Genomic DNA, 25,772 nt, shown 5'->3' with positions numbered 1-25,772 from the left:
AGGATCGGACGTGCTCATGACCGGATTGATCGTTCAGGAATGGATCGAGGAGTCGGGGGGCGCCGAGCAGGTGCTCGACGGGCTGCGCAGCGCACTCCCCGACGCGCGGGTCGCCTGCCTCTGGAACGACGACCCGACGCGGTTCCCACCGCACGCCGTCGACGAGTCGTGGCTGGCACGCACGCCGTTGCGCGGGCGCAAGGCGCTCTCGCTGCCGCTCATGTCGGGCACCTGGCGACGCGGATGGGGCACGCTCGAGCCCGAGTGGGTCGTGACGAGCAGCTACGTCTTCGCGCACCACGCCGGGTTCGGCACGGCACGCGGGGTGCCGAAGTTCTCGTACGTGCACACGCCGGCCAGGTACCTCTGGGAACCCGACCTCGACAGTCGCACGGTCGTGCCGATGGCCGGGTTCGCCCGCGCGTACCTCCGTGGCGTCGATCGACGTGCGGCCGCGGCATCCGGCTCGCTCGCGGCGAACAGCGCGTTCGTGCGCGAGCGCATCGGCCGCGCGTGGGATCGTGACGCGCGGGTCATCCACCCGCCCGTCGATGCTGCGGCGATCGCCGCGGTGCCGCGGTGGTCCGACCACCTCACGCAGGCCGAACGCGACCTGCTCGCGGCCCTGCCGGACCACGGCTTCCTCATGGCGGCGTCGAGACTGGTGCCGTACAAGCGGCACGATGCGGTCATCCGCATGGGCGCCCGGCTCGGGATCCCGGTGGTCGTGGCCGGGTCGGGTCCCGAGCGTGAACGGCTCGAGGCGCTGGCCGCCGAGGCGCCGGTCCCGGTGCACGTGCTCGGCCGCGTCTCCGACGAGCTCATGCGCGCGCTCTTCCAGCACGCGCTCGCCTTCGTGTTCCCGCCTGTCGAGGACTTCGGCATCATCCCGGTCGAGGCGATGGCCGCAGGCTGCCCCGTGATCGTCAACCGCACGGGCGGGGCCGCCGAATCGGTGATCGACGGAGTGACGGGCGTGCACTACGACCCCGACGACCCGAGCGGGTTCGCCGCTGCGGTCGAGGCCGTGCGTGCGATCGCGCCCGACGCCGCGCGGGCGCGGGCGCTCGAGTTCGACACGTCGCGCTTCGAGTCCGAGGTGCGCGACTGGGTGCTCGGCGGTCAGGCCGCCGCGAGCTCCCTGCCGAACAGCGTGGCCTCGGCGCGCGGGTAACCGTCGACCCAGTCGGCGCGGCGGGCCCACACGGTCCGCCAGGGCGCCCGGCTGCGACGGGTGACCGTCTCGAGCCCGGCGCGCACGCCGACCCCGGCGACGAGCAGTCGCACGCCGATCGCCGCGCGCACGGGCGACCACGTCTTGCGCAGCAGCGTGACCTTGCCGGCCATGACCATGCAGCCCTTCGCTCCGCCGGCGTCGCTCGACCCGCCCACCTCGTGCACGATCTCGGCGTCCGGCACGATGACCCGTCGCAGGCCCTCGCGGGCCGCGCGGATGCTGAACTCGGCGTCCTCGCCGTAGAGGAAGTAGTCCTCGTCCATGCCGCCGAGCCGTTCCCAGTCGTCGCGGCGGATGAGGAGCAGGCATCCGGTGACGATCGGCACCTCGCGAACGGTGTCGCGCGGCCAGGCGCCGAGCGACTCGGGGTCGAAGACGGGCGAGCGCTTGAACGCGGTGGAGGCCATCGACGCGAACATCGCGAGCGACCAGAGGGTCGGTGCACCCCAGCACGAACTCGGGTCCACCGTGCCGTCGGGTCGAAGCGTGCGACCGCCGTAGACGCCGTACTCGGGATGCGCGTGCGCGAAGGCGAGCAGCGCGTCGAGCGACCCGGGCAGCGTGACGGTGTCGGGGTTCAGGAGCAGCAGCCAGGAGCCGGAGGCGGCGCGCGCGCCCAGGTTCACGCCGCGCGCGAAGCCGAGATTCTCCCCGGCCTCGATGACCGTCACCGGGTCGGCGGCGAATGCCTCGCGGAACGCCTCGACGCTGCCGTCGGCCGAGCCGTTGTCGACGACGACGAGCTCGAGGTCGACGCCCGCAGACGTGTCGAGCACCGAGCGGAGGCAGGCGACGGTCGCCTCGCGCGTGTTGTAGTTCACGACCACGATGCTGAGTTCGGGCACGTCTTCTCCGCTCCTGGGTCGAGGGACTTCAGCTGCTCACGGATGCCGGGAGGCGTCTGGCTCGCACGCCCACGGCTCAGATGCTCACGGGCGCGAGGTCGTCGCGCCTGATCACCCGACGACGCGACGCCTCGAAGAGGTCGTCGGCCGTGATCTCGTCGGCTGGGCGCACGATGGCGAGTCCGCGATCGGCGAGGAACGCGGCCAGGTCGTCCTGATGGCCGTCGACGTGTTCGCCGTGCCCGACGGATCGCGCAGCGAGCACGGGGACCTTGCCCGCGGCGAGGGCTGCGAGCGCGGTGCCGGTCCCGGCGTGGCCGATGACCACGTCGGCCCGTGCGAGTGCGGCCGAGAGCTCGGCGGACGGCACCGCCGGCCTGGCGTCGATGGCCAGGCCCGAGACATCCGTCGACCCGGTCTGCCAGAGCACCTCGGCGTCGTCGGGCAGCGCGCGGGCGGCGGATTCGAGGAGACGCCGGAAGCCGTACTCGCCGTTGCCCCCGACGGTCACGACGGCGCGGCGGATGGCCGCCGCGGCCTCCGATCCATCGCCCCCGGCCGCGTTCGCGGCCGTCTCGACGCGATACCCGTCGAACACCGAGAGCGCGTACCCCCAGCGATCCGAGGTGCGGTTCGGATACTGCACGTAGCGCCGGACCGACGGGATGCGGTCGATGAGCCGGCCGGTGGTCGACAGGCCCGTCACGCGCGTCGCGGACTCGACGTAGCTGAACGGCACGCGCCGCACGAGGGCGGGGATGAGCGCGGAGAGCGCGATCTGCGCGCCCGAGCTCACGACGCGGTCGACGTCGTGCTCCGCGATCGCGCGCCTCGCGATGCGCGTGTCGCGAAGGACCCCGATCGTGTCGCGCGGGGGCCGGGTCGGCACGTGGACGACCCGCTGGCCCTCGAGCAGCGACCGGCTCTGCGCGGTGTCGTCGGTCATCCAGACGACCTCCTCGCCGGCCGCGATGCGCGGGGCGAGCAGGTGCAGCTGCGCGAGGTGACCGCCGGAGATGGCCACCAGCATGGTCGTCATCCGTCGGCACCGCCCTTCTCGAGCGCCTGCCAGGCGATCTCGGCGATCACCCGCTGGCCCGCGACCGACGGGTGGAAGTGGTCGATCGAGGAGATCTCGTCGATCTCGAACGGGTAGGCGTAGACCGCGCCCTCGTCGTCGATGCAGCGTTCGGCGGCGGCGCACACGCGCACGATCGCCTCGTTGTACTCGACGACCCGTGCCGCGACCGCGTCGCGCCGCTCGTCCGCCGCGGCCGAGTCGTCGTCGGCCGAACCGAGCAGGTTCTTGCACGACGGGCTCGAGTTCCACGCCTGCACGGCGCTCGCGTCGGTGCGCCCGATCTCCCAGAGGTGGTGCAGGTCGGGCACCGAGAGCACGAGGACCGTGGCGCCGGGCACCTCGGTGTTCAGCTTCGTCAGCAGTGCCCCGAGGCGCGACTCGTAGTCGGCCGCCGGCGTCATCTCGTCGAGCGTCGGCGCGCACGCATCGTTGCCGCCGAGCAGCACGGTCACGAGCTCGGGCTGTGCCGCCACGACCTCATCGGCCAGGCCGAGGGCGTCCTCGACGTCCCCGCCGTCCTTGGCCGCGTTCACGACGTCCGGTTCGGTTCCGGATGCCGCGGCGAGCCGCGCGGCCACCGACCCGACCGCGGGGTCGCTGCCGCCCGACCACGACGCCTGGGCGCATTGTCCGGGCTCGGCGCACGCGTTCACGCCGAGCGAGACCGAGTCGCCGAGGATGCCGAGCGTCGCGACGGACGGCGCCGACGCCGGTTGCTCGACGTCGGCGAGGTCGGGCGGCGCGGCGGCGCTCGGCGTGCACGCGGCGAGCGCGAGCGCCGCGAGCACGACGGTCGCGGCGGCCAGTGCCTTTGTGGTCCGGGTCATGAGTCCGCCTTCCGGGAGTCGGTCATGGTGGTCGCCTCGCCTGCGGTCTCGACCGAGGTGTCGACGGCCGCTTCGAACTCGGCTTCGGCCTTCGCCTCCGCCCTCGGTTCGTCGGTCGTCCTGGCTGCTGCGGGCTTGCGCACCTGCTTGACGAAGCCGATGATCGCGGCCAGGTCTCGGCGGTAGGCGGGGATCGCCAGGCAGAGGAACAGCGGCACGACGCCGGCGGCCGCGCCCAGCACGAGCTGCACGATCGTCGGCAGGCCGTCGGTCAGGCGCTCCACCGCGAACGCGGCGCCGAAGCACAGCGGTGCGAGGATCACCGGACGCACGATCGGGCGGATGATGTCGCCGACGCGCACGAACGTGCCGACGGTGGCGTAGTAGAAGCCGGGAACGAGCAGCACGAGCGTGAGCAGGCCGTACACGAGCGCGAGCCCCTCGACGCCCGCCCACCAGATGCCGAGGAAGTAGCCGCCGATCACCATCGGGCGGGTGACCAGGTAGTACACGAGCTGTCGATGCGCACGCCCGAGCGTGATGTAGAGCCATCCGAGCACGCTGCCGATCGACTGCGCGATGCCGGCGATCGCGAGCAGGCTGAAGAGCGTCGCTGCCTGTTCCCAGCCGGGGCCGAGCAGGATCGCGATGAGCGGCGACGAGACCGCCGCCGCGACCGCGTACACCGGGATCGTGAGGTAGCCGATGATCATGAGGGCGCCGCGGATGTACCTGCGGTACCGGTCGCCGTCGTCCTGCAGCTTGCTGAGCACCGGGAGCGCGACCCGCCCGAGCGTGCCGTTCAGCTGCTGCATCGGAAGCAGGTAGAGCGCGTACGCCCGCGAGTACTGGCCGAGCGCCGCCGGCCCCATCTGCTGGCCGATGATGACGTTGTCGGCGTTCTTGGCCGCGTAGTTCAGCAGCTGGACGCCGAAGATGCTGCCACCGGTCGTGACGAGCGGCACGACCTCGCGCGAGATGTACGGCCGCCCGAACTTCGGCCGGGAGGCGACCCAGAGCGCGATGAGCCGGTACAGCTGGCCGGCGCCCGACATGACGATGAGCGACCAGACGCCCCACCCCATCGCGGCGGCGCCGATGCCGAGCACGACGCCGCAGAGCATCGACACGACGTCGATGTTCGCGAGCGTGCCGAACTTGAGGTCGCGCTGCACGCGCGCCTGCATCGGCATCGAGAGTCCGTTGATGAGCAGGATCGGCGCGATGGCGAGGGTGAGCGGGATCAGGCGCTCCTCGCCGTAGAGCATCGCGATGAGCGGGGCGCTGACGGCGATGATCGCCGTCAGGCCGATGCCGAGGGCCACCGAGAGCCACATGACGCTCATCCACATGCGCTCGCTGAGCTGCTTCGCCTGGATGATCGCGCCGGTCAGCCCGAAGTCGCGAACGAGGTCGGCGACGCCGACGATGGCCGTGATCATGGCCACGAGTCCGAAGTCGGCCGGCGTCAGCATGCGGGCGAGCACGACCGTCGAGGCCACCTGGATCAGCGTCTTGCCGCCGAATCCGCCCATCGTCACGAGGACTCCGCGCGATGACGTGTGCGCGAGCCGGTCGCCGCCCTGCCCGCTCATGCGCCCACCCTGCTCGAGTCGTCGCGCGCCCAGTCGCGTGCGGCGTCGCCGACGACCTGCCGGTGCGCGCGCACCCGCGGGATGGTCGACGTCGCGCAGTACACCGCGAATGCCGGCCAGAGGGCGGGGCGTCTCGCGACGCGGCCGATCAGGTTCGCCATCCGGTCTCCGATCGGCTCGTCGGCGTGCAGGCTCCGGTCGTCGGGGAGCTCGAGGTTGCCGCGCGCGATGCGCGTCGACCTCCGCAGGTGCGCGCCGAGCGTTCGCGCGCCACGGACGGTGAAGACGTGCTCCTCGAGGGTGCCGCGCTCGTCGTGCGCGAAGAGCTGCTGCACGAACCGGTCGTCGGCGATCACGTCGGGCCACGAGTCGAACCGTTCGCGACCGGCCCGCGTCAACGCGTAGACGCCGGAGCCGATGTGGCCGCGCCTGCGATAGTCGGTCAGCTCCCAGATGCGGTAGTGCGCCTGCACGCCCCACGACGAGGCCGTGGTGTCGACCTCGAGCCGCGGCGACGCGATCAGCGGCCCGCCGGGTTCGTCGAGCCGGTCGGCGAGCGCGAGCAACGCCGGCAGGTCGATGAGCACGTCTGCGTCCACGTAGGCCCGCGGGAAGGCGGTCGCCGCGGCATCCCCCGCCTCGAGCGCCGCGATCTTCGACGCCGTCCCGATCTCGACGACGCGCACGACCGGCTCGAAGGTGCGGGCCACCCGCACGGTCGCGTCGGTGCATCCGTTCGCGACGACGAGGATCTCGCATTCGGCCGCGCGCGGGTCGGCGACGAGCGCCTCGAGCAGGCGACTGATGACGGCCGCCTCGTCGTGCGCGGGGATGACCACCGACATCCTGGCCGTCATCGCGCAGCCTCGAGCACGTCGCCGGCGGGCGCCATCGCGTCCGTGCCGCGATTGCCGGTCGCAGGGCCGACGGATGCCGCGGCATCCGCTCGCTCTTCAGCCTTCGTCGCCGACCGTCTCGGCGCCTCGGTGAGGAGCCACGCGCCGACCGCGAGCAGGATGCAGAGGATGAAGAACGTCTGGAAGAAGCCGAACGCGTCGTAGAAGAAGATCGCGGCGACGTACCCGGAGATCGCGACGGCGATCGTGAACGCGAGGAGCGCGTGACGGCGCTCGGCCGCCTGCGTGAATGCGAAGCGCAGCAGCATGATCGGCGGCACGAGCAGGAACACCGCGAGCCCGAGCACGCCGAGCGCACCCGTCTCCATGAGCGTGCCGAGGAACTGGTTGTCGAGGATGAACGCGTTCGCGTCGTCGCCGATCACGATGCGGCTGCCGAACCCGCTGCCGAAGAACGGCTGCTGCTCGACCAGCTTCATGGCCGGGTCGAGGTCGGCCAGCCGGCCGGCACCGCCCATGCCCGCCGAAGTGTACTGCGAGGCGACGAGGGAGTCGACGTCGAGGAAGGAGAGCACCATCGACTCGAACACCTTCGGGATCACCGCGGCCGCGAGCAGCATCACCGGCAGCGCGAGCGCGAACAGCACGCCCGCGACCTTCGGATGCAGGATGAGGGTCACGAGGAACATCACGGCGAGCACGACCACCGCGGTGCGCGAGATCGCGGCCATGATCCCGCCGAACAGCATGACGGTCGCCGCGCCGTAGACGATCTTGCGGTTGATCTCGTTGAGCGGCCATGCCGCGTACTTCGCGAGGTACACGGCGAGCGGGATCAGGATGCAGAGTGCGACGGCGAGGGCGATCGGATGCTGCGCCGAACCGAACGCCCTCGCCACGCCGGCTCGGCTGACGTCGCCGCCCTCGCGGAGCAGCGTGAGCGGCAGGAAGTTGCCGAGCACGAGGAACACGTTGAACCGTGACAGGCGCTCGATGACCGCGAAGAAGGCGACGACGACGCCGGCCCAGGTGACGAACGTGATGAGCAGCATGACGTCGCGTTCGCTGCGCAGCAGCATCCGGAAGGCGAAGAAGACCGCCAGCATGAAGCCCATCTGGAGCATGCCGCCGACCGCCGTGCCGATGAGCGCGGCGTTCGCGAGGTCGGTGACGTTCACGACGAACGACACCGCGATCGTCACGAGGAAGATGCCGATCGGCCAGCCGAATGCGACGGGCCGCCACCGCACCTCGGGCTTCAGGATGAGCGAGACCACGAGGGCCACGATCACGATGCCGAGCACGAGCCGGTACGGCTCGAGCTGGAACGGCAGCGGAATGGGGATCGCGTACCGGCGGGCGGGAACGAGCATGATGACCGCCGCGAGGCCGATGATCATGGCGGTCCAGGTGAAGATGAACCGACGCAGCAGCACGATCGCGGCGACGGTCCCGAGCGCCGCCGCGGCGATGAGCGGCGGCAGCAGGAGCACGGCCGTCAACGCGACGACCGCGAGCACGAGCGCCGCCGCGACGATCCGACCGCGGCTCGGCGGACCGTCGACGGTTGCGCCTGCGGTGCCGGCCCGCGACACGTGGTCGCGGGCTCCCACCTGCGCAGTGTCCCCCTTCGGGACGCCGTGAGCGACGCTCATGGCCGCGCTCAGTCCGCTCGGGTGCCGGCGCCGACCAGGACCTGGTCGTCTTCGTCCGCGGTCTCGATCACCTCGACGCTCCCGGTCTCCGCCACGGGCATGCTGCCGTCACCGGCGGGCGTCGCGACGCGGGACCGACGACGGGAGCGGCTGCGCTTGCCGCGGTTCGAGCGGATCGCGGCGAGCACGAACGCCAGTGCCACGAACCCGAGGAACACCGCGAACCCGGTCACGACGATCGGGATGGCGGGGTTGCCCGTCTCGACGGCGACCGCTGCACTCGAGTTCAGCACCTCGAGCTCGACGCGGTTCTCGGGTGCGATCTGCTTGGCCGTCTGCTGCGCGCTCACGTAGTCGAGGAACACGTCGGTGGCGGTCGCGCTGAGCTCCTCGGCCCGTTCAGCGGTCGCCGCCGTGCCCACGATCTGGAGCACCGGCAGCTTCAGCGAGCCCGGGAAGCGCTCATCGCCCGCCGGCTGGGTCGTGCGGCGGATCGCGGTGATCGACTCGGTGTCCTCGTCGAGCGGGCCGGTGGCGGCCTCGACCTCCGAGCGCACCTCCGCGCCCGATACGAGGTACGCGTAGATCTGCGTCGCAGAGGCGAGGTCGAGCGGCTCGGTCGCCGTCACGCCCTCCTCGACCTGCTGACCCGGCACCTGCGACTGGAAGAGCGTGTCGTTCGGGCTGGTGACCAGCACGGTCGTGCTCGCCGTGTACGACTTGACCGCGCGAGACTGGATCTCGCCGTTCGTCACGCTGAAGCCCGCGAAGAACGCGGCGACCGCGGCGACGACCAGTCCGAACGCGAGCAGCCATTTGTAGCTCCACAGCGTCTGCAGGTACTTCGGAGTCTCCATGTGTTCGTCTCCCTCATGCTCGCGGACCCGGTCCGACCCACGATTCTGCGGGTGCCCCCCATGCCGATTTCTCGGAACCCGGTGCGCCGTCGCAGAAGAGCATTTCGAGGAACACTTCGTCACGTTCATGGTGCGGCCGGGGTGTTAACGGCGCCCCCGTTTTCTGTTGCGCGCCTGTTAACTCTGCGAGTCAAAGCGGCGCATTCCGTTGTGCCCTCAGCACGCGACCTCGATGGTTGGAAGGACACAGGTCTGCGTCACGGGGGTGCTCTATGGGCTCGACGAGTACGGCGGCGAGAGGCGGCGAGCGCATCTCGATCCTCTACAGCTTTCCGCATGCCCTCGGCGCACCCGGCATCGGCTGGACGGCCTGGAACCAGGTCAACGAACTCGTGCGCGCCGGTCACGACGTGCACCTCGTCGCCGCGAGCGTCGCCCGGCCCGTCGACGGGCTCACGTCGGTGACGACCTCGCTCGAGGTCGCCGGCCGGCGCATCCCGCATCGTGCGCTCGGGCGCGACCGCGCCCTCGCCTGGCACGACCGCGTGGCCGCCCGTGCCGTCGCGCGGATCCCTCACGAGGTCGTGCACGTGTGGCCGCTCGCCGCGACGCGCACGATCGAGGCGGCGCGGGCCCGCGGCATCCGCTCGTACCGCGAGGTGCCGAACACGCACACCGCGCACGCCTACGAGGTCGTCGCCGCCGAGTCGGCCAGGCTCGGGCTCGCGCCGCGCGCAGGTTCGTCGCACGCGGCCGACCCGGTTCGGCTGGCGACCGAGGAGCGCGAGTGGGCGACGGCGACCGCGCTGCTCGTGCCGTCCGATGCCGTCGCGACGACCTTCCTCGACCGCGGATTCGAGCCGTCGCGGCTCCGACGGCACCGGTACGGGTGCACGCCGCTGGGCGGAGTCCGACGCGACGACGTCGCCGGCGCCCCGCTGACCGCGGTGTTCCTCGGGCGGGTCGAGCCGCGCAAGGGCCTGCATCTCGCACTCGACGCCTGGCTCGCCTCGACCGCGAGCGAGCACGGCAGGCTGCTCGTGTTCGGCGTCGTCGACGAGCCGTACCTCGCCGTGCTCGGCGACCGCCTCTCGCACCCGAGCGTGCAGCTGCGCGGCGTCACGAGCTCGCCGATCGACGAGCTCGCCGGCGCGGACGTGCTCCTCCTGCCGAGTATCGAGGAGGGCAGCGCGCTCGTGACCTACGAGGCGCAGGCCGCAGGCTGCGTCCCCCTCGTCTCGACGGCGGCGGGCGCCATGCTCGAACACGACGTGCACGGCCTCGTGCACGAGACCGGCGACGTCGCCGCCCTCACCGCGCATCTCGACCTGCTCGACGGCGACCCCCCGACCCTCGCGCGGTTGCGCCGCGCCGCCCTCGACCACGCGCCCGAGCTGACCTGGGCCGCGGCCGCCGAGAGCCTCATCGACGCCTACCGGTCGCCTTCCGACGCCCGCTCGACGAACAGGGGCGTGAGTGCCGACGCCGCGTGATCTCGCCGTCATCGTCTGCACGCGCAACCGTGCCACGATGCTCGGTGCCGCACTCGAGTCGATCCTCGCGTCGGTTCCTCGCGACGTCGAGGTGCTCGTCGTCGACTCGGCCTCCGACGACCTCGCGACCCGTGACGCCGCGACGGCGTCGGGCGCCTCGTACGTGAGAAGCGACGTCAAGGGCCTCTCGATCGCCCGCGACCTGGGCCTGCGCACCAGCACGCGCCCACTCGTGCTCTTCACCGACGACGACTGCGTCGCCGTCACCGGCTGGATCGACCCCGTGCTCGAGCACTTCGCCGACCCGCAGGTCGGTGCCGTCACCGGGCGGATGCTCGACCACACGCTCATCGGCACGGAGTCGGGCGCGCTCCCGAAGCGGTTCACCCGCACCGTGCAGGGCATCGACGCCGGACACGGCGCGGTCATGGCGTTCCGGCGGGAACTCGTGCTCGACCTCGGCGGGTTCGACCCGGTGCTCGGGGCCGGACGCACCCTCGCAGGCGCCGAGGACCTCGACATGTTCTGCCGCATCCTCGACGCGGGCCACGCGATCGTCCACGATCCCTCGTGCACGATCCACCACATGAACACGCGCCAGGGCGAGTCGTACACCGAACTGCACCACGGCTACGGCCTCGGTCTCGGAGCCCTCGCGAACAAGCTCCTCCGCCTGCGCTTCCGCGTCGGGCTCGCGACGCTCGCCGTGCTCCTGAAGCGCACCGGCGGGCGCGCGCTGCGCCACCTCCGCGACCCCCGCCACGGCAAGGCCGACCGCGCGATGCTGCGCGGCATCGCCCGGGGGTTCCTCGCCGGCGCGGGCATGCGCCTCGACGGCTCGACGTTCGTCGACGAGCACCCGCCGACGGCGACCCCGCTCGACGCCGACGTCGGTCCACCGCTCGAGTCGGCGCTCGAGTCGGCGCTCGACGCCCCGATCGACCGAGACCCCCGGAGGACGCGATGAGCGGACCAGCGACCAAGGCCGAGCTCATCGGCACGCTCGACGAGAAGTACGTCGCGAACGTCATCGCGTTCGAGTCGATGATCGCCGCCGCCGCGCTCGTGCTCGACGGCGAGCACCTGCGCGGGCCCGACGGCTCCATCGACCTCGACGGGGTGCGGGCCAGGCTCGCGGCGCTCACCTGGCAGGTGCCGGCGATGCGCCAGCGGCTCGCACCGACGCCGCTCCGCCTGACGACGCCCGCGTGGGTGCCCGTCGAGGACCTCGACATCGCAGCGCACGTGACCTTGCATCCCGACATCGAACCCGACGATCCGAACCGGGTGGAGATCCTCACCGGGCGGCTCAACGGCCCGATGGACCTCTCCCGTCCGTTGTGGGACTTCCTGGTCGTCGAGCTCGACAGCGGTCGGGTCGCGATCGTGGCCAGGTACCACCACGTCATCGGCGACGCGCTGTTCGGGCTCAAGATCGGCGACGTCGTCGCCGGCACCGCACCCTCGTCGCTCCTGCCCGCGATCACCGACGACGAGCGCGCGGCGGTCGGAGTGCCGCCGCGCACCGGCTTCGGGATCCTCGCCATCGCCGGCCGCGCGTGGCTCGCCGATCGCGACGGATTCGCCGGCGCCTGGCACGAGTACTGGCGCAAGCCCTTCACGCGGCGGCTCCGCAGGTGGGGAGGACGCGTCATCCGCCCGCTGAAGAACCGGGCGATCGTGGCCTCCGGCGAGGCGGAGCGCCTGCTCGTGCCCCGGCATTCCCGGTACGTCGAGGTCGACCTCCCGCAGGCGACGAAGCTCGCCTACCGACTCGGCGGCACCGTGCACGACCTGACGGTCGCGGCGACGCTGCGCGCGGTGGCGATGCTCGAACCCGATTCGGAGACCGTGTCGCTGCTCGTGCCGATCTCTCGTCGCTCGCGCACCGATGACGCGGCACGCAACCACATCAGCGTCGTCAAGGTGACCGTGCCGACGGCCGATCCCCTCGAACTCGTGGTGCCGTCGGTGCGGGCGCAGGTGCAGGCGGCGGTCGACGACCGCTCCCCTCGCGACCTCGGGGCACCGGACTGGCGCGGGTACGCGACCTCCATCACCTGGGGACCGAGGCAGCGGTTCTTCGGCGAGGCCCCCGTCCGCTCGGTCACCGGCTGGCCCGCCGGAGATCCTCGCGACGACCTCGCCTGCCTCTCGTGCTCGTACGGCAGGACGCTCTCGATCTCGGTCACCGCACGGGCGACGACCGACGTCGACGCGGTGATCGCCACGATCGCAGCGTCGTTCTCGGGCGTGCCCACGACGGTCGGAAGGTGAACGGATGCCGAAGCTCTCGGGTGTCGCCCAGTCCCTGCTCGACCTGCGAACGTACGCGCACGCGTTGCGTCTCGCGCACTTCTCGAGCTACTCGCACGTGCGCCAGGTGCGCCGCCTGCAGCTCGGCGCGGGCGTCTCGATGGCGCCGAACGTGTCGTTCCGCAACGCCGAACGGATCAGCATCGGCGCCGGCAGCCACATCGGCGAGCACTCGGTGATCTGGGCCGGCAACAGCACCGGACGCATCGACATCGGCGAGAAGTGCCTGTTCGCGCCGAACGTCACGCTGACGGCGTCGAACTACGGCATCGAGCAGGGCGAGGTCGCGATCATGGACCAGCCCAAGATCGAGCAGGACATCGTGATCGGCGACGGGGCATGGCTCGGGGCGAACGTGGTCGTGCTCGCGGGCGTCACGGTCGGAGCGGGCGCGGTCATCGCGGCCGGCGCCGTCGTCACGCGCGACGTGCCGCCGCTCGCGATCGCGGGCGGCGTGCCCGCGAAGGTCATCGGCGAGCGCCCGCGAGCCGAGCTGAAGGTGATGTCGGCATGACCGGCGGAACCGAGGCGGACCGCAGCATCGGCAGCATCGGGGTCGACGCCACCACCGGCGTGAACGACGATCCGCGCGCGTCGCAGCGGCCGCTCGTGATCGAGGCCGAGCCGGCGTTCCGCACGGCGCACGCGAATCCGTACAACGCCCGCCTCGCCACGACCATCGCGGCCGAGGGGCACACGGTGCGCGACCTCTCGTACGTGCGCCTCTTCACGCAGCCGATCGACATCGTGCACCTGCACTGGCCCGAGCTCACGTTCCTCACGGGTCGCCGGTGGAGGGTGTTCGCGCGCATGACGCTCTTCCGCGCCGGCCTTCGCGTGGCCAGGCTGCGCAACGGCACGAAGGTCGTCTGGACGGTGCACAACGTCGCCTCGCACGAGCAGCGCTCGACCCCTGGGCTGCGCGCCATGCACCGTCGTCTCCTCGCGCGGGAGGTCGACGGGCTGCTGTCGCTCAGCGCGGGCGGCCTCGACGCGGCCCGCGACGCCTACCCCGAACTGGCCGACCGCCCCGGTGCCGTCACGCCGCACGGGCACTACCGGCTCGACTACGACGTGACGCTGCCGCGCGACGAGGCCCGCGCCGAGTGCGGCATCCGCTCCCACGCGCCCGTCGTCGCCTCGGTCGGCATGATCCGGAGCTACAAGAACATCCCCGAGCTCGTGCGCACGGTCGTCGAGAGCGACGCGGACCTCCGGCTCGTGATCGCCGGCAAGCCGGCGGGCGGGCAGCTCGCCGCCGAGATCCGCACCGCGGCGGCCGACGACCCTCGAGTGGTGCTCGACCTCGCCTTCCAGTCGGATGCCGCGATCATGGCGTGGATCCGCGCGGCCGACGTCGTCGTGCTGCCGTACCGGGCCATCCAGAACTCCGGATCGGCGATCCTCGCCCTCTCGGCCGATCGCCCGGTGGTGGTGCCCGCCCTCGGCGCGATGCGCGAACTGCAGGAGCAGGTCGGCGCCGAATGGGTCAGGTGCTACGAGGGCGAGTTCGACGGCGACGAGCTCGCCCGGACCCTCGAGTGGGCCGCGATCCCCCGCTCCGACCGCGCTCCGCTCGACCGGCTCGACTGGGGTGCGATCGCCCGGCGCACGGTCGATGCGTACCGATGGGTGCGGGATCCGGAGCGCGTGCCCGAGCCGGCGCCCGAGACATCCGTGCCCGTGGATCGCTGAGGCCGTCCTCCGAGACCTGCGACCGACCCGCTCGCCGCCAGGCGACGCGGTGCCGGCACCGCCATCCACCCGCAGCACACGACAGAACCGAGGAACCGATGTCAGCACTCGAATCCCCGCCGCCTTCCATGAAGCGCACTCGTCGCCGCGTCGCCGTGCTCGCAGGTCTCGCGGCCGCCGTGCTCGGCGCGACGGCGTTCTTCGTCGCGCCGGCTTCGGCTGCCGAACCGCCGCCCGCGGGCTCCTACACGGTGACGTTCACGGATGTCGCCGCGCGCGATGCGGCGATCTCCTCGACGGGTGCCACGCCCACGCGCTTGTACGACGCGATCTTCGCCGGATTCTCGGACACGCTCTCGGCCGAGCAGGCCGCGGCGCTCTCGACGGATGCCTCGGTCATCGGGCTCATGGCCGACGAGCCGGTCACGGCGCTCGCCCAGACGGTGCCGCCCGCGGTCGGCGCGGTCGAGGCCGACGAGCCGCCGGTCAAGGCGGGCGACGGCGTCGGCACGTGGACCGGTCCGGGCGTCGCCGTGATCGACTCGGGCGTGAGCACGCACACCGACCTCAACCTCGCGACGGCGGTCAACTGCATGCCGACCGGCACCGCGGCCGACGGCGACGGCCACGGCACCGGCGTGTCGGGCGTGCTCGGCGCGATCGACAACACGACCGGCATCGTGGGCACCGCGCCGGGAGTGCCGATCCACTCGGTGCGCGTGCTCGGCGACGACCTGCTCGGCACCGTGCAGTCCCTGCTCTGCGGCCTCGAATGGGTGGCCGAGAACGCCGCGGCGAAGGACATCGCCGTGGTCAACATGAGCATCGCCTACTCGGGCTCCGACGACGGGAACTGCGGTCGCACCAACGGCGACGCCGTGCACCAGGCCGTGTGCGCGTTGACCGACGACGGCATCTCGATCGTCGCGGGCGCCGGCAACTCGGGCAAAGACCTCGCGCTCTACTCCCCCGGCAATTTCGACGAGGTGCTGGTCGTGACGAACATGGCCGACTTCGACGGGAAGCCCGGAGGGCTCGGCACCGCGCCGTGCAGCGTGACCACGAAGGACGACGCGTACGCCGTGTCGACCAACTACGCGGTGAGCGCGGCCGACCAGGCCCACACGATCGCCGCGCCGGGCGTCTGTCCGTACACGACGAAGAAGGGCAACCGGTACGGCTACGTCGCGACCGGCACGAGCATGGCCACGGGCGCCGCGAGCGGCGTCGTCGTCGCGTGCTACGCGTTCGGCCCCTGCGACGGGCGCTCGACCGACCAGGTCATCGCCATCATCAGGGCTCAGGCGGCCGCAGCGGCAGCCCGCGGGCACGTCTTCTCGGGCGACCCGACGAGGCCGGTTGCCGGGAAGTACTTCGGATACCTCCTGTCCTCCGTGCCGTCCGGGTCGACGCCCACACCGACGCCGACGCCCACGCCGACGCCGACGCCCACGCCGACGCCCACTCCCACGCCCACTCCCACGCCGACGCCCACTCCCACGCCGACGCCGACGCCCACGCCGACGCCCGACCGCACCGCCCCGGTGGCGACGATCACCTCGCCGGTCTCGGGCAGCTCCGTTTCCGGCGCATTCGTGCCCGTCGTGATCGAAGCGAGCGACGACGTCGGCGTGACTACGGTGTCGATCCACGCCGGCACCACGAAGCTCGGCAACGCGACCAGACAGGCCGACGGAACGTGGCGAGCGGTCCTCGACTCGCGAAAGTACCCGAACGGTGCGTATGGTGTGACGGCGAGGGCGACGGATGCCGCGGGCAACGTCGGCACCAGTGCGCCGGTCACGATCGCCGTCCGGAACTGAGACCGGATGCAGCGCATCGACCGAGTCTTCATCGAAGAGAGGATCCACACATGAAGCTGTCCGTCATCGGATGCGGCTACCTCGGAGCCGTCCACGCCTCGGCCATGGCCGAGCTCGGCCACGAGGTGATCGGCATCGACGTGGATCCCGTGAAGGTCGACGCGTTGCAGGCCGGACGTCCGCCGTTCTTCGAGCCCGGCCTGCCCGAGGTGCTCACCTCGGCAGGTGCCACCGGCCGCCTGCGGTTCTCGACCGACATCGCCGAGGTCGCCGACGCGACCGTGCACTTCATCGCGGTCGGAACCCCGCAGTCGGCCGACGGCCACGCCGCCGACCTCAAGTACGTCGACGCTGCGATCGAGGCGCTCCTGCCCCACCTGAAGGAGGGCGACCTCGTCGTCGGCAAGTCGACGGTCCCCGTGGGAACCGCCCGCAGGCTCGCCGATCGGATCGCCGAGTCGGGCACCGGCGCGAGCCTCGCGTGGAACCCCGAGTTCCTGCGCGAGGGCTTCGCCGTGAAGGACACGATCGAGCCAGACCGGCTCGTCTACGGCGTCGACGACGAGCACGCGGCCGACGTGCTCGACGAGGTCTACGCGACGGCACTGAGCACCGGCACCCCGCGGATCGTGACCGACTACGCCACGGCGGAGCTCGTGAAGGTCTCGGCGAACGCCTTCCTGGCGACGAAGATCTCGTTCATCAACGCGATGGCCGAGATCGCCGAGGTCACCGGGGCCGACATCTCGAAGCTGGCCGACGCCATCGGCCACGACGCCCGCATCGGCCGCCGGTTCCTCAACGCCGGAGTCGGCTTCGGCGGCGGATGCCTGCCGAAGGACATCCGGGCGTTCACCGCGAGGGCCGAAGAGCTCGGCCGCGGCGAGTCGGTCGCGTTCCTGAAGGAGGTCGACGCGATCAACCTGCGTCGTCGCACCCGTGTGGTCGAACTGGCCGTCGACGCCTTGGGCGGTGCGCCGTTCGGCAAGAAGGTCGCCGTGCTGGGCGTCACGTTCAAGCCCCACTCCGACGATGTCCGCGACTCCCCGGCCCTCGACGTGGCCGTACAGCTCAAGGGCCTCGGCGCCGACGTCGTCGTGGCAGACCCCGAGGGCACCGAGAACGCCCGCCTGCGGCATCCGCAGCTCCTCTACACCTCGACCTCCGACGAGGCCCTGCGCCATGCCGACCTGGTGGTGCTCGTCACCGAATGGCCCGAGTACGTCGAACTCGACCCGGCGCACGTGAAGTCGATCTCGCGCGCGACGACCGTCATCGACGGCCGCAATGCGCTCGACGCCACGGCCTGGAAGGCCGCCGGCTGGCAGTACACGGGCATGGGCCGCCGCTGACGCGCATCGGGGCGCCGCTCGACGAGCGGCGCCCCGATCGGTCGTGCGCCTACGCCCAGATGCGCGCGAGGTACGCGTCGGTGGGCGTCGGCGTCTGCGCGTCGAACCAGGCCGCCCCGTAGGAGCTCATGGCCCGGTCGACCTGCCACCCGCCCTCGCCGGCGACGTTCTTCGACGCGGCCTTGTCGTACGAGGTGAAGCTGTTCGTGACCGAGCCCCACTTGGTGTCGTACATGGAGCCGAAGACGTACGAGTCGTTGGCGTAGAGCTGGTTCGGCTCACCGCTGCCGTTGATCGCCTGGCCGATGCTCGGGGCCTGCGCGTTCCCCGGCAGCGGGTACCTCGCGCGGATCGCGAAGACCTGCGCCGTGAGGATGGTGTGGTCGAGCGTCAGGAAGGGCGTGCCGAGGTCCGGGTCCTGGGGCTTCGCCCCGCCGACCTGCAGGGCGCTGTTGAGCGCGCCGAAGAACGTCGAGTCGCGGATCGTGAGGCCGCGGTACGCGCCGTTGCCGTACATCTGCAGCGAGTCGATGTGGTCCGAGGCACCGCTCGGGCGGAACACGGGCGCGCAATAGCAGCCCTCCCACAGGGAGTTCTTGATGACCGAGTTCGAACCCGCGGCGTAGCCGAACGGATCGTTGATGTCGACCTTCGCGTCGGCCATCACGACCTCATGGGCCGAGCATCCCTCGAGCACGCCGCTCGAGGAGGTCATGCGGAACCCGTGCGAGACCTTCGACTGCGCCCACGCGGTGCGCGTGCAGTCGGTGAGCAGCATGAACCGACCGTTGATCCGGGCGAACGTGACGCCCTTGACGCCGACGAGCCTGGCCGAGTCAGCGACCTTCACCGAGCCCCATGCTCCCTTCGGCGAGACGAGGATGTTCTTCGACGCCGTGCCGCGGCCGACCCCCTTGAGTGCGGCCGCCGACCCCGAGGACGCCCCGTACCCCGGCAGCGTTCCGGCAGCGATGCGGATGTGCACACCGGACACGATCTGCGCATCGGTGACCGAGGCGATCGCGCGCCCGATCGCCGTCCAGTCGCAGGCGACGTCGATCACGGTCTGGAACTTCGCGCCGAATTTCGGCGTGTGGGTCGGCCAGTGCGTTCCGTTCGGCCCGAACGACCGGACGGTCGTGGCCGAGACCGCGCCTTCCACGGCTGCGGGCTGCGCCGTGCTCGGGCGCCAGAAGACCGGCAGCAGCGGATCGACGTAGGCGCTGGCCGCGAGCGCCGAGGGCGCCAGCATCGCGGCACCGGTGAGCAATGTCCGTCGTGAGATGGGTTTCGTCATGCGCTTGACTCCGATCATCGGATGGACCCGCGGCGCATGCCGTGCCGGCATCCTGCGCCGATCACCGAACGCTGTCGCGCGAGCCCCCTTGTGCGACAATTCGACGCTAGTCGGGGAGCATTAACTCGTCATTACGATCGCGCGTCTTCCCCGCGACGCCGATCGGGCGCCGCAACCCGAGACATCCGGCCCATCGTCGCGCGGAAACCTCGCCGACACGCGCTCGCACTAGTCTTGACCGATGACCAGGCGGGCTTCGCATCGGCTGCGGCTCGGGCTCGCGATCGCGTACGGGGCGGCGCTCGCGCTCGTGCTGTTCTGGCCGGTGCACATCGACGGCGCGGGCGGTTTCGTGGACTTCGGGCCGCTGCTCGAGGCGATCGCGCTCTTCGGGGTGCCTGCCTGGGCGAGCTACCCGTACGTCGAGTTCGCCTTCAACATGGCGCTCTTCGTGCCGCTCGGCCTGCTGGTGGCCGTGGGATCGCGCCGCTCCGGCCTGCAGCGGGTCGCGATCGCGCTCGCGATCGGACTCGTGCTGAGCGGCCTGGCCGAGTTCGCGCAGCACCTGCTCCTGGCCAGCCGCACCACGGATGTGCGCGACGTCCTGGCGAACACGCTCGGCGCGGGGCTCGGCGCGGGCATCGTGGTCGCGATCGACTACGGCCTCCGCCGGCGCGAGACGGCGATCGCGTCGGCCGCCCGCACGAGCGCGAGGTGAGAGAGCGCCTGCGGCGTGTTGCCCGCCTGCCGTCCGGTGACGGGGTCGACCTGCTCGGCGAGCAGGCCGAGGTCGTTCGCGTAGCCGAGCAGTCGTTCCATGAGCTGTTCGGCGTCGTCGAGGCGTCCGCTGCGGGCGTACTGCTCCACGAGCCAGAACGAGCAGGCGACGAAGGCGTTCTCGTCGCCCTCGACGCCGTCGATCTCGGCTTCGGTGCGGTACCGGCGAAGCAGCCCGTCTCGCATGAGGGTGCGTTCGAGATGTGCGACGGTGCCGAGCATACGCGGGTCGTCGGCGGTGACGTATCCGACCTGCGGCAGCTGCAGCAGCGCCGCATCCGCCTCGACCGATCCCTCGGCCTGCACGTAGCTGCCGAGCCCGTCGTCGAATCCGCCGCGCTCGATGCGCTCGGCCAGGGTGTTCCGGATGTCGCGCCAGAGCTCGACCGGCCCGTCGCGTCCGTCCTGCTCGACCGCGCACACGGCCCGGTCGAAGGCGGCCCAGAGCATGACCCTCGAGTGCGTGAAGTGCCGTTCGGCCCCGCGGATCTCCCAGATGCCCGAGTCTGCGCGATCGAGTCGCCGCTCGGCCTCGCCCAGGAGCGCGCGCTGCAGCGGCCAGGCGAACCGGTCGTCGTCGGAGCCGTCGTGGCGAACGGCGTCGAGGGCGATGAGCACCTCGCCGAACACGTCGGCCTGGAACTGCTCGGCGGCGGCGTTGCCGACGCGCACGGGTGACGCACCGCCGTAGCCGGGCAGCTCGGCCGCCTGCCATTCGGGGAGACGGCGCTCGCCGGCGACGCCGTACATGATCTGCACGTCGGCCGGGTCGCCCGCGACGGCGCGCACGAGCCATCGGCGCCAGTGCTCCGCCTCGACGACGAGGCCGTGACGCAGGAGCGCCTGCAGCGTGAGCGACGCGTCGCGCAGCCAGACGTAGCGATAGTCCCAGTTGCGCGACCCGCCGAACTCCTCGGGCAGGCTCGTGGTCGCCGCGGCGACCACGCCGCCCGTGTCCTCGTGCGTGAGCAGGCGGAGCACGAGCAGCGATCGTCGCACGGCGTCGTCGTAGGCGCCGAACCAGGTCGCGTTGCCGATCCAGTCGCGCCACCAGTCGTCCGTGGTCGCGATCGCCGCATCGACGTCGAGCGGTTCCGGCACGTCGAGGTGCGACGGGAACCAGGTCAGGCGGAGGTCGACCGTCTCACCTGCGGCGACCGCGAAGGTGCCGTGGTGGGCGCGACCGTGCGCGGTGAGGCGCGGCCCGCGGAGCACGAGCGCGTCGGGGCCCGCGATGGCGACGAGCGCGGGCGCCTCGTGGCTTCCGAGCTGGCGCATCCAGGGCAGGGTCGCTGCGTAGTCGAAGCGCACGCGCAGTTCCTGCCGCATGGTCACGGATCCCCGGATGCCGCGCACCCGTCGGATCACGTCGCTGCGGGCGTCGTGCCGGCCCGACCCCGTCGGCATCAGCTCCGTGACCTCGACCTCGCCGTCGATGCACGTCCATCGGGTGACCAGCGTGAAGCTGTCGCCGTCGTACCGACGGGTGCTCAGGGCTTCGGCGTCGTCGGGCCGCAGGAGCCATCGCCCCTGGTCGGGCCCGCCGAGTAGTGCCCCGAAGACGGATGCCGCGTCGAACCGAGGCGGGCAGTACCAGTCGATCGATCCCTCGCGGTCGAGCAGCGCCGTCGTTCGGCAGTCGCCGATGATCGCGTAGTCCTCGATGGGCGCGGGCATTGGGCCTCCGTCGGTCGGTGCCCCCATTCTGTCCCCGCCGGTCGCTGCACCGCGCTTAGCATGGCCGGGTGGACGAGAACGCGACGCGCACGACGGATGCCGCGGCATCCGCAGCTCCGCCCGTGCGACGTCCACGATCGCTCGTGGCCGCCCGCGTGGTGCTCGTGCCCTACCTCGTGTTCGTGGCGCTCGTCGTGTTCCTGCCTGCGGACGACGCCTCCCGCGTGACGGGAATCGTCTGGTGGGCGGCGCACGCGCTCGCCGACCTGGGACTGCCGCTCGGCGAGACCGCGGTGGTGCTCGAGTTCGCGGCGAACGTCGCCCTGTTCGTGCCGATCGGGTTGGCGTCGCGACTCGCGTTCCCGCGGGTTCGGCCCTGGGCGATCGTCGTGGCCGGATGCCTCGGCAGCACCTGCATCGAGCTCGTGCAGCTCGCGATCCCCTCCAGGGTCTCCACCGTCTCGGATGTCGTCGCGAACACGCTCGGTGCCCTGCTCGGCGTGGCGCTCGCGGCCGTGACGTCAGCCGCCGGTCACCGGGTCGGGCGTCGCGGGCCGGCGTGAACGTCCGCTCGCCCATCGCAGCAGCATCTCGAGCGGTCCGCGCCCGACGTACCTCCGCCAGAGCCAGGCGAAGAGCATCGACCCGACGACGAGTCCGACGAGCAGCGGCCACGAGTCGTCCGTGATCGTGCCCGATGCGGGGTCGGTGCGCACGGCGAGCGCGATCACCACGAGATGCAGCGTGTAGACCGTGAGCGGCATCGACCCCATCGCGGCGACCGGCGATGTCACGGCGACGGCGACGCGGCGCGCGGCCGGCGCGACGAATCCGGTGAGCACGAGCAGCAGGGCGACCAGCGCGGCCGCGACGCCCGTGTTGGCGAGCGTCTCGAGTGAGGCACGCAACGGCACCGACCACGCGGCATCCGCGACCATGAACGGCGAAGGCAGCAGGGTCGAGAGGGGCAGCAGCACGCATGCGACGGCCGCGCCGATCAGTCCGGTGAGGAACACCGTGGTGCGCGACCCGAGGTCGAGTCGCGCCAGCGCGAGCCCGATGAGCATCACGGGCACCCACACGATCACCGGATAGGCGCCGCTCACGGCCCAGTCGACCGGGATGCGCAGCGCCCCCTCGCGGGCGGCGGCGACGAACGGCGTGCGGGCCGCGATCTCGGCGAGCGCTGGCGCGACCGCGAGCAAACCGATGCCGACCACGAGCGCCACGCGCGGCGGCAGGAAGAGCAGCGGCAGCATGAGCAGGAACGCGACGCCGTAGACGTCGAGGATGATGAACACGAGCGGATGCAGCGTGGCGGCGATGAGCAGCCCCATCGCGATCAGGATGACGGCCCTGATCGCGATCTGACGCCGCAGGACGCCGCGCTCCCCCGGCGCCTCGAGCGGTCGCACGCCTCCCGAGATGAAGCCGAGCCCGATGCCGGCGGTCAACGCGAACAGCAGTCGCGGCCGCTCGTCGGCGATGCCGATGAGCGTCATGGTCGTCGCGTCGTCGACCACGGGCGCCACATGCGCGACGAACATGCCGATGAGCGCGAGGCCCCTGGCCGCGTCGACGCCGATCACCCGCGCCGCTGCGCCGCCTGCCGTGCTCATGAGGCCATGTTGGAGTCATCCGATCGTGTCAGTGCGCAGACACGACGGAAGCCCGGATCCTGGGATCCGGGCTCCCGCAGCATACGACGCGCAGACAGGTCGTGCTGCGGACCGACGGCGTCAGTCCTGCTGGCGTGCCCGGCGCACCGTGGTCATCACGACGACGAGCGCGGCACCGAGGAGCAGTGCCCCGCCGGCGATCCAGATCCAGAGCACCGGGGCGTCGTAGCCGGTCGAGGCGATGCCGCCCGTGCTCGCGGAATCCGCCGGCACGACGGTCAACGTGCCGGTGGCGACCCACTCCCCTGCCGTATCGGTGATGGTGTACGTGCCCGGCGTGTTCGACGAGACCTGGAACGACACGGTGCCCGAGGCATCCGTCGCCCTCGAGGCGGTCGCGGCCTTCAACACGGCCAGGGTGACCGCATCGGGTGCGGTCGCGGTGGACGGCGTGTTGGGCGGAAGACCGCTGAAGGTCATCGTGCCGACCTCGCCGACGGTCAAGGTCACGTTGGTGCCCTGACCGGTGTAGCCGGCGCCTTCGGCCGCTTGTGCCGCAGCCGGCGCGGCGATGAGCACGGCCGCCAGCACGGCGACGCTTGCAAGGATCTTTCGGAACATGATTGCGTTACCCCCGTATGCTTCATGAGCACCGAGGAACCCCTCGTTCGGAACCCCCCAGAGGTGCCGCCCTTCCGAAAGGCGACACCTGCTCACCTTAGGGGAGAATCACATGAGAGCGCGACCCCGAATGTGTCGGGCGTGTAAACGAGTGGCGTCGATTCGAGGCGAGTAAGCTTCTCTCCCGATGTTCCGCCGAGGAATCCGAACCGGTATTCGGCGCTCTCGCCTGGCGCCAGAGTCGAGACGACCTTGCTGAGGGTGTAGCCGGTATCCGAGGTCGGGTGGTACCCCACCGGCTCGTCGTTCAGCAGCACGCCGAGGTTGTACGTGCCCTGCGCGCTGTACACGTGCACCGAGGTCGTGATCGAGCCCGGCGGCGTGCCGTACACGCCGCCGCCCGTGACGTACGACGGGAGGCTCGTCGCGGCATCCGCCGGCGCCGTGTTCGTGAGCTTCACGACGATGTCGTAGTTCGGCAGGCCGTCGTTGCGGCACGTGATGACCCCGGAGCCGAGCTCGACCTTCAGGTACGGGTCCATCTTCGAACCCGTCATGTCGTTCAGGTACACCCCGAACGCCTGCTCGGTCGCCGTGCTCTCGGGCAGGCCGCCGGCGATCGCCGTGCCCGCGAGCACGGCCTGCTCGTCGACATCCGCGTTCCACACCAGGATGCGGCGCTCAGAGCCCGCCTTCGCGAGCGCCTCGACCAGCTTCTGCGGATCGGCGGAGCCCGACGTGAGGGCCGAGAACACGCGGGATGCGACATCCGCGAAGATCGCGTCCTGCTGCTGCACGGGGTACTTCGCATAGACGTCGCTCAAGAGGACCTGCACGGCGTTCTCGCTCGTGAGCTGCTCGCCCGTGGCGATCGTGACGGGGCCCGTCGCGTTCAGGAGGTAGCTCAGCATCACCGGATCGACCGAGACCACGGACTGCACCTCGGTGCCGAACTGTCGCTTCCACATCTCGCGGGCGATGGTCGCCGCGAGCGGGAACTGGGGGGTGAACGTGACGTCCTGGATGTACCGCGCCGTGTTCTCGCCCCACAGGGCACGCGTCTCGACCGGCATGTCGACCACGCGCGACGGGTAGACCGGGAAATCCCGTGCCGAGGCCTGCTGCGTCATCGAGACCGTGCCGGCATCGGCATGGATGAGCGCGGACGCCCCCGGGATGCCTCCGAGCGAACGCAGTTCGGCGTTGTTCTGGAACAGCAGCAGCGTGTCGCGCGGGCCGTCGGCGCCGAGCATCGGCGGCAGCAGGTGCACCGCGTTGTCGAAGCCCACGACCGTGCCGCCCGCCTCGTCGACCATCGCGGTGAGTTCGTCGCGGGCTTCGGCCAGCGGGCCGATCACGGAGGCGCCTGCCACGCTCGGCGTCGCGAGGGCCGCGGCCGAGCTGTCGAAGGCCACCCGGGCGGCATGCACCGGCTGCTGGAGGTCGATCATGGGTTGCAGGTCGATCGCCCCGCCTGCCGGCGCGAACGTGCCGAGGCCGAGCGAGCCCGCCGTCGCGGCGAGCGGCACCACCGCATCACGCGAGATGCGGTCGACGGATGCCGCGAGCACCCGCATCACCTCGAGGTTCGGGCCGACGCCCGGCAGCACCTCGGCACCGCGCCAGATCGGATCGCCCGTCAACGAGGCAGCGGATGCCGCGTGCGCGGCGAGTTCGTCGGCCGACCGCTGCGCCGCCTGGGCGTCGCCCGCGACGAACTGCTTCTGCACCGTCTTCGCCAGCGGCACCGCAGCCTGCAGCTCGCCGACCGCGAGGAACCCGCGGATGCCGATCCAGGCGACGGCGAACAGGAGCAGGCCGGCGACGCCGACGATCGTCCAGGTGATGATGCGCTTGCGGCGCTGCTGCTTTCGCCGCTTGCTGGAGCCGTGATGGTGGGAGCGGCCGGAGCTCGAGCGCGAGCTGCCGGACCGGCCGGAGCTGGAGCCATGCGACCGGCCCGAACTCGAGCCGGAGCCCGAACCTGAGCCGTGCGATCGGCCCGCCCCGGAGCCGGAGCCGTGCGAACGACTCGAACTCGAATGGTGCGAGTCGCCGGAACGGCTCGACTCATGGCGCCGGTCGGATGCGCCATCCCCATGGTTCCGACCCGACGACTCCGAACCCCCGGAAGACGGCGTCACGATC

The 25,772-nt window shown here is 71.4% G+C and carries 22 protein-coding genes; 10 read left to right on the top strand and 12 right to left on the bottom strand.

Annotated elements, in window-relative coordinates; all coding sequences use genetic code 11:
* Positions 1–16 precede the first annotated feature (16 nt).
* Positions 17–1,174 (top strand): glycosyltransferase, encoded by a 1,158-nt coding sequence (locus BM342_RS06720; protein ID WP_092966639.1) that lies wholly within the window; start codon positions 17–19, stop codon positions 1,172–1,174.
* Here the strand turns inward: BM342_RS06720 and BM342_RS06715 are convergent.
* The 7 genes from BM342_RS06715 to BM342_RS06685 all read right to left on the bottom strand — a co-directional run bounded on the left by BM342_RS06715 (position 1,123) and on the right by BM342_RS06685 (position 8,954).
* Positions 1,123–2,082: a glycosyltransferase family 2 protein gene (locus BM342_RS06715; protein ID WP_092964649.1), complete on the bottom strand. Its 960-nt coding sequence runs from the start codon at positions 2,080–2,082 to the stop codon at positions 1,123–1,125. The two genes, BM342_RS06720 and BM342_RS06715, sit on opposite strands and share 52 nt — an antisense overlap.
* 76 nt (positions 2,083–2,158) lie before the next feature.
* Positions 2,159–3,121, bottom strand: coding sequence for a glycosyltransferase (locus tag BM342_RS06710; protein ID WP_092964648.1), 963 nt, complete (start codon positions 3,119–3,121; stop codon positions 2,159–2,161).
* Complete coding sequence (locus tag BM342_RS19830; protein ID WP_177232087.1) at positions 3,118–3,990, bottom strand: SGNH/GDSL hydrolase family protein; 873 nt, start codon at positions 3,988–3,990, stop codon at positions 3,118–3,120. The genes BM342_RS06710 and BM342_RS19830 overlap by 4 nt, the downstream gene beginning before the upstream one ends.
* A complete protein-coding gene (locus tag BM342_RS06700) occupies positions 3,987–5,585 on the bottom strand; it encodes a lipopolysaccharide biosynthesis protein (RefSeq protein ID WP_092964647.1) in 1,599 nt (532 codons plus the stop codon). Before BM342_RS06700 ends, BM342_RS19830 begins: the two co-directional genes overlap by 4 nt.
* Positions 5,582–6,442 carry a glycosyltransferase gene (locus BM342_RS06695; protein WP_092964646.1) on the bottom strand — a complete coding sequence of 287 codons (861 nt, stop codon included), beginning with the start codon at positions 6,440–6,442 and terminating at the stop codon, positions 5,582–5,584. Before BM342_RS06695 ends, BM342_RS06700 begins: the two co-directional genes overlap by 4 nt.
* Positions 6,439–8,055 carry an O-antigen ligase family protein gene (locus BM342_RS06690; RefSeq protein WP_177232086.1) on the bottom strand — a complete coding sequence of 539 codons (1,617 nt, stop codon included), beginning with the start codon at positions 8,053–8,055 and terminating at the stop codon, positions 6,439–6,441. The genes BM342_RS06695 and BM342_RS06690 overlap by 4 nt, the downstream gene beginning before the upstream one ends.
* A gap of 50 nt (positions 8,056–8,105) precedes the next feature.
* On the bottom strand, positions 8,106–8,954 hold the full coding sequence (locus tag BM342_RS06685) for a hypothetical protein (protein ID WP_092964644.1): 849 nt from the start codon (positions 8,952–8,954) through the stop codon (positions 8,106–8,108).
* Positions 8,955–9,226: 272 nt separating this feature from the next.
* On the opposite strand from BM342_RS06685, the gene BM342_RS06680 reads away from it, so the two are divergent.
* From BM342_RS06680 to BM342_RS06650, 7 genes are all read left to right on the top strand, one after another.
* Positions 9,227–10,447 (top strand): glycosyltransferase family 4 protein, encoded by a 1,221-nt coding sequence (locus BM342_RS06680; RefSeq protein ID WP_092964643.1) that lies wholly within the window; start codon positions 9,227–9,229, stop codon positions 10,445–10,447.
* Positions 10,431–11,414 carry a glycosyltransferase family 2 protein gene (locus BM342_RS06675; protein WP_092964642.1) on the top strand — a complete coding sequence of 328 codons (984 nt, stop codon included), beginning with the start codon at positions 10,431–10,433 and terminating at the stop codon, positions 11,412–11,414. Before BM342_RS06680 ends, BM342_RS06675 begins: the two co-directional genes overlap by 17 nt.
* A complete protein-coding gene (locus tag BM342_RS06670) occupies positions 11,411–12,724 on the top strand; it encodes a wax ester/triacylglycerol synthase domain-containing protein (RefSeq protein WP_092964641.1) in 1,314 nt (437 codons plus the stop codon). The genes BM342_RS06675 and BM342_RS06670 overlap by 4 nt, the downstream gene beginning before the upstream one ends.
* Positions 12,725–12,728: 4 nt before the next feature.
* Entirely contained in the window at positions 12,729–13,277 is a 549-nt protein-coding gene (locus BM342_RS06665) for an acyltransferase (protein ID WP_092964640.1), read from the top strand.
* Complete coding sequence (locus BM342_RS06660) at positions 13,274–14,458, top strand: glycosyltransferase family 4 protein (RefSeq protein WP_092964639.1); 1,185 nt, start codon at positions 13,274–13,276, stop codon at positions 14,456–14,458. Before BM342_RS06665 ends, BM342_RS06660 begins: the two co-directional genes overlap by 4 nt.
* Positions 14,459–14,586: 128 nt before the next feature.
* Positions 14,587–16,281, top strand: a complete 1,695-nt coding sequence (locus BM342_RS19825; protein ID WP_092964638.1) for an Ig-like domain-containing protein — start codon at positions 14,587–14,589, stop codon at positions 16,279–16,281.
* Positions 16,282–16,331: 50 nt separating this feature from the next.
* Entirely contained in the window at positions 16,332–17,633 is a 1,302-nt protein-coding gene (locus BM342_RS06650) for a UDP-glucose dehydrogenase family protein (RefSeq protein WP_092964637.1), read from the top strand.
* Between the two features lie 49 nt (positions 17,634–17,682).
* On the opposite strand, the gene BM342_RS06645 is transcribed toward BM342_RS06650, so the two are convergent.
* Complete coding sequence (locus tag BM342_RS06645) at positions 17,683–18,930, bottom strand: hypothetical protein (RefSeq protein WP_143109779.1); 1,248 nt, start codon at positions 18,928–18,930, stop codon at positions 17,683–17,685.
* Positions 18,931–19,171: 241 nt separating this feature from the next.
* Between BM342_RS06645 and BM342_RS06640 the strand changes: the two genes are divergently transcribed.
* A complete protein-coding gene (locus tag BM342_RS06640; protein ID WP_092964635.1) occupies positions 19,172–19,648 on the top strand; it encodes a VanZ family protein in 477 nt (158 codons plus the stop codon).
* Here the strand turns inward: BM342_RS06640 and BM342_RS06635 are convergent.
* The gene (locus BM342_RS06635; RefSeq protein WP_092964634.1) at positions 19,588–21,384 is read right to left on the bottom strand and encodes a glycoside hydrolase family 15 protein; all 1,797 of its coding nucleotides are present in this window, start codon (positions 21,382–21,384) and stop codon (positions 19,588–19,590) included. The genes BM342_RS06640 and BM342_RS06635 overlap by 61 nt on opposite strands.
* A gap of 68 nt (positions 21,385–21,452) precedes the next feature.
* On the opposite strand from BM342_RS06635, the gene BM342_RS06630 reads away from it, so the two are divergent.
* On the top strand, positions 21,453–21,947 hold the full coding sequence (locus tag BM342_RS06630; protein WP_255368579.1) for a VanZ family protein: 495 nt from the start codon (positions 21,453–21,455) through the stop codon (positions 21,945–21,947).
* Here the strand turns inward: BM342_RS06630 and BM342_RS06625 are convergent.
* The 3 genes from BM342_RS06625 to BM342_RS06615 all read right to left on the bottom strand — a co-directional run bounded on the left by BM342_RS06625 (position 21,906) and on the right by BM342_RS06615 (position 25,768).
* Positions 21,906–23,003, bottom strand: coding sequence for a heparan-alpha-glucosaminide N-acetyltransferase domain-containing protein (locus BM342_RS06625; RefSeq protein WP_092964633.1), 1,098 nt, complete (start codon positions 23,001–23,003; stop codon positions 21,906–21,908). The genes BM342_RS06630 and BM342_RS06625 overlap by 42 nt on opposite strands.
* A gap of 120 nt (positions 23,004–23,123) precedes the next feature.
* Positions 23,124–23,624, bottom strand: coding sequence for a hypothetical protein (locus tag BM342_RS06620; RefSeq protein ID WP_143109778.1), 501 nt, complete (start codon positions 23,622–23,624; stop codon positions 23,124–23,126).
* Positions 23,625–23,716: 92 nt separating this feature from the next.
* Positions 23,717–25,768 (bottom strand): DUF4012 domain-containing protein, encoded by a 2,052-nt coding sequence (locus tag BM342_RS06615; protein WP_143109777.1) that lies wholly within the window; start codon positions 25,766–25,768, stop codon positions 23,717–23,719.
* Between the last annotated feature and the right edge of the window lie 4 nt (positions 25,769–25,772).

Origin of the sequence: Agromyces sp. CF514, assembly GCF_900113185.1 — a bacterium.
Classification (GTDB): Bacteria; Actinomycetota; Actinomycetes; order Actinomycetales; family Microbacteriaceae; genus Agromyces.
The sequence above is the reverse complement of the archived record's forward strand: the minus strand, read 5'-3'. Positions and strand labels throughout refer to the sequence as shown.

Bases quoted from the DNA above. Each gene is read 5' to 3' on its own strand.
- BM342_RS06720 (WP_092966639.1), top strand. From the start codon at position 17: ATGACCGGATTGATCGTTCAGGAATGGATCGAGGAGTCGGGGGGCGCC.
- BM342_RS06710 (WP_092964648.1), bottom strand. From the start codon at position 3,121: ATGACGACCATGCTGGTGGCCATCTCCGGCGGTCACCTCGCGCAGCTG.
- BM342_RS19830 (WP_177232087.1), bottom strand. From the start codon at position 3,990: ATGACCCGGACCACAAAGGCACTGGCCGCCGCGACCGTCGTGCTCGCG.
- BM342_RS06700 (WP_092964647.1), bottom strand. From the start codon at position 5,585: ATGAGCGGGCAGGGCGGCGACCGGCTCGCGCACACGTCATCGCGCGGA.
- BM342_RS06695 (WP_092964646.1), bottom strand. From the start codon at position 6,442: ATGACGGCCAGGATGTCGGTGGTCATCCCCGCGCACGACGAGGCGGCC.
- BM342_RS06685 (WP_092964644.1), bottom strand. From the start codon at position 8,954: ATGGAGACTCCGAAGTACCTGCAGACGCTGTGGAGCTACAAATGGCTG.
- BM342_RS06680 (WP_092964643.1), top strand. From the start codon at position 9,227: ATGGGCTCGACGAGTACGGCGGCGAGAGGCGGCGAGCGCATCTCGATC.
- BM342_RS06670 (WP_092964641.1), top strand. From the start codon at position 11,411: ATGAGCGGACCAGCGACCAAGGCCGAGCTCATCGGCACGCTCGACGAG.
- BM342_RS06665 (WP_092964640.1), top strand. From the start codon at position 12,729: ATGCCGAAGCTCTCGGGTGTCGCCCAGTCCCTGCTCGACCTGCGAACG.
- BM342_RS06660 (WP_092964639.1), top strand. From the start codon at position 13,274: ATGACCGGCGGAACCGAGGCGGACCGCAGCATCGGCAGCATCGGGGTC.
- BM342_RS19825 (WP_092964638.1), top strand. From the start codon at position 14,587: ATGAAGCGCACTCGTCGCCGCGTCGCCGTGCTCGCAGGTCTCGCGGCC.
- BM342_RS06650 (WP_092964637.1), top strand. From the start codon at position 16,332: ATGAAGCTGTCCGTCATCGGATGCGGCTACCTCGGAGCCGTCCACGCC.
- BM342_RS06645 (WP_143109779.1), bottom strand. From the start codon at position 18,930: ATGACGAAACCCATCTCACGACGGACATTGCTCACCGGTGCCGCGATG.
- BM342_RS06640 (WP_092964635.1), top strand. From the start codon at position 19,172: ATGACCAGGCGGGCTTCGCATCGGCTGCGGCTCGGGCTCGCGATCGCG.
- BM342_RS06635 (WP_092964634.1), bottom strand. From the start codon at position 21,384: ATGCCCGCGCCCATCGAGGACTACGCGATCATCGGCGACTGCCGAACG.
- BM342_RS06625 (WP_092964633.1), bottom strand. From the start codon at position 23,003: ATGAGCACGGCAGGCGGCGCAGCGGCGCGGGTGATCGGCGTCGACGCG.
- BM342_RS06620 (WP_143109778.1), bottom strand. From the start codon at position 23,624: ATGTTCCGAAAGATCCTTGCAAGCGTCGCCGTGCTGGCGGCCGTGCTC.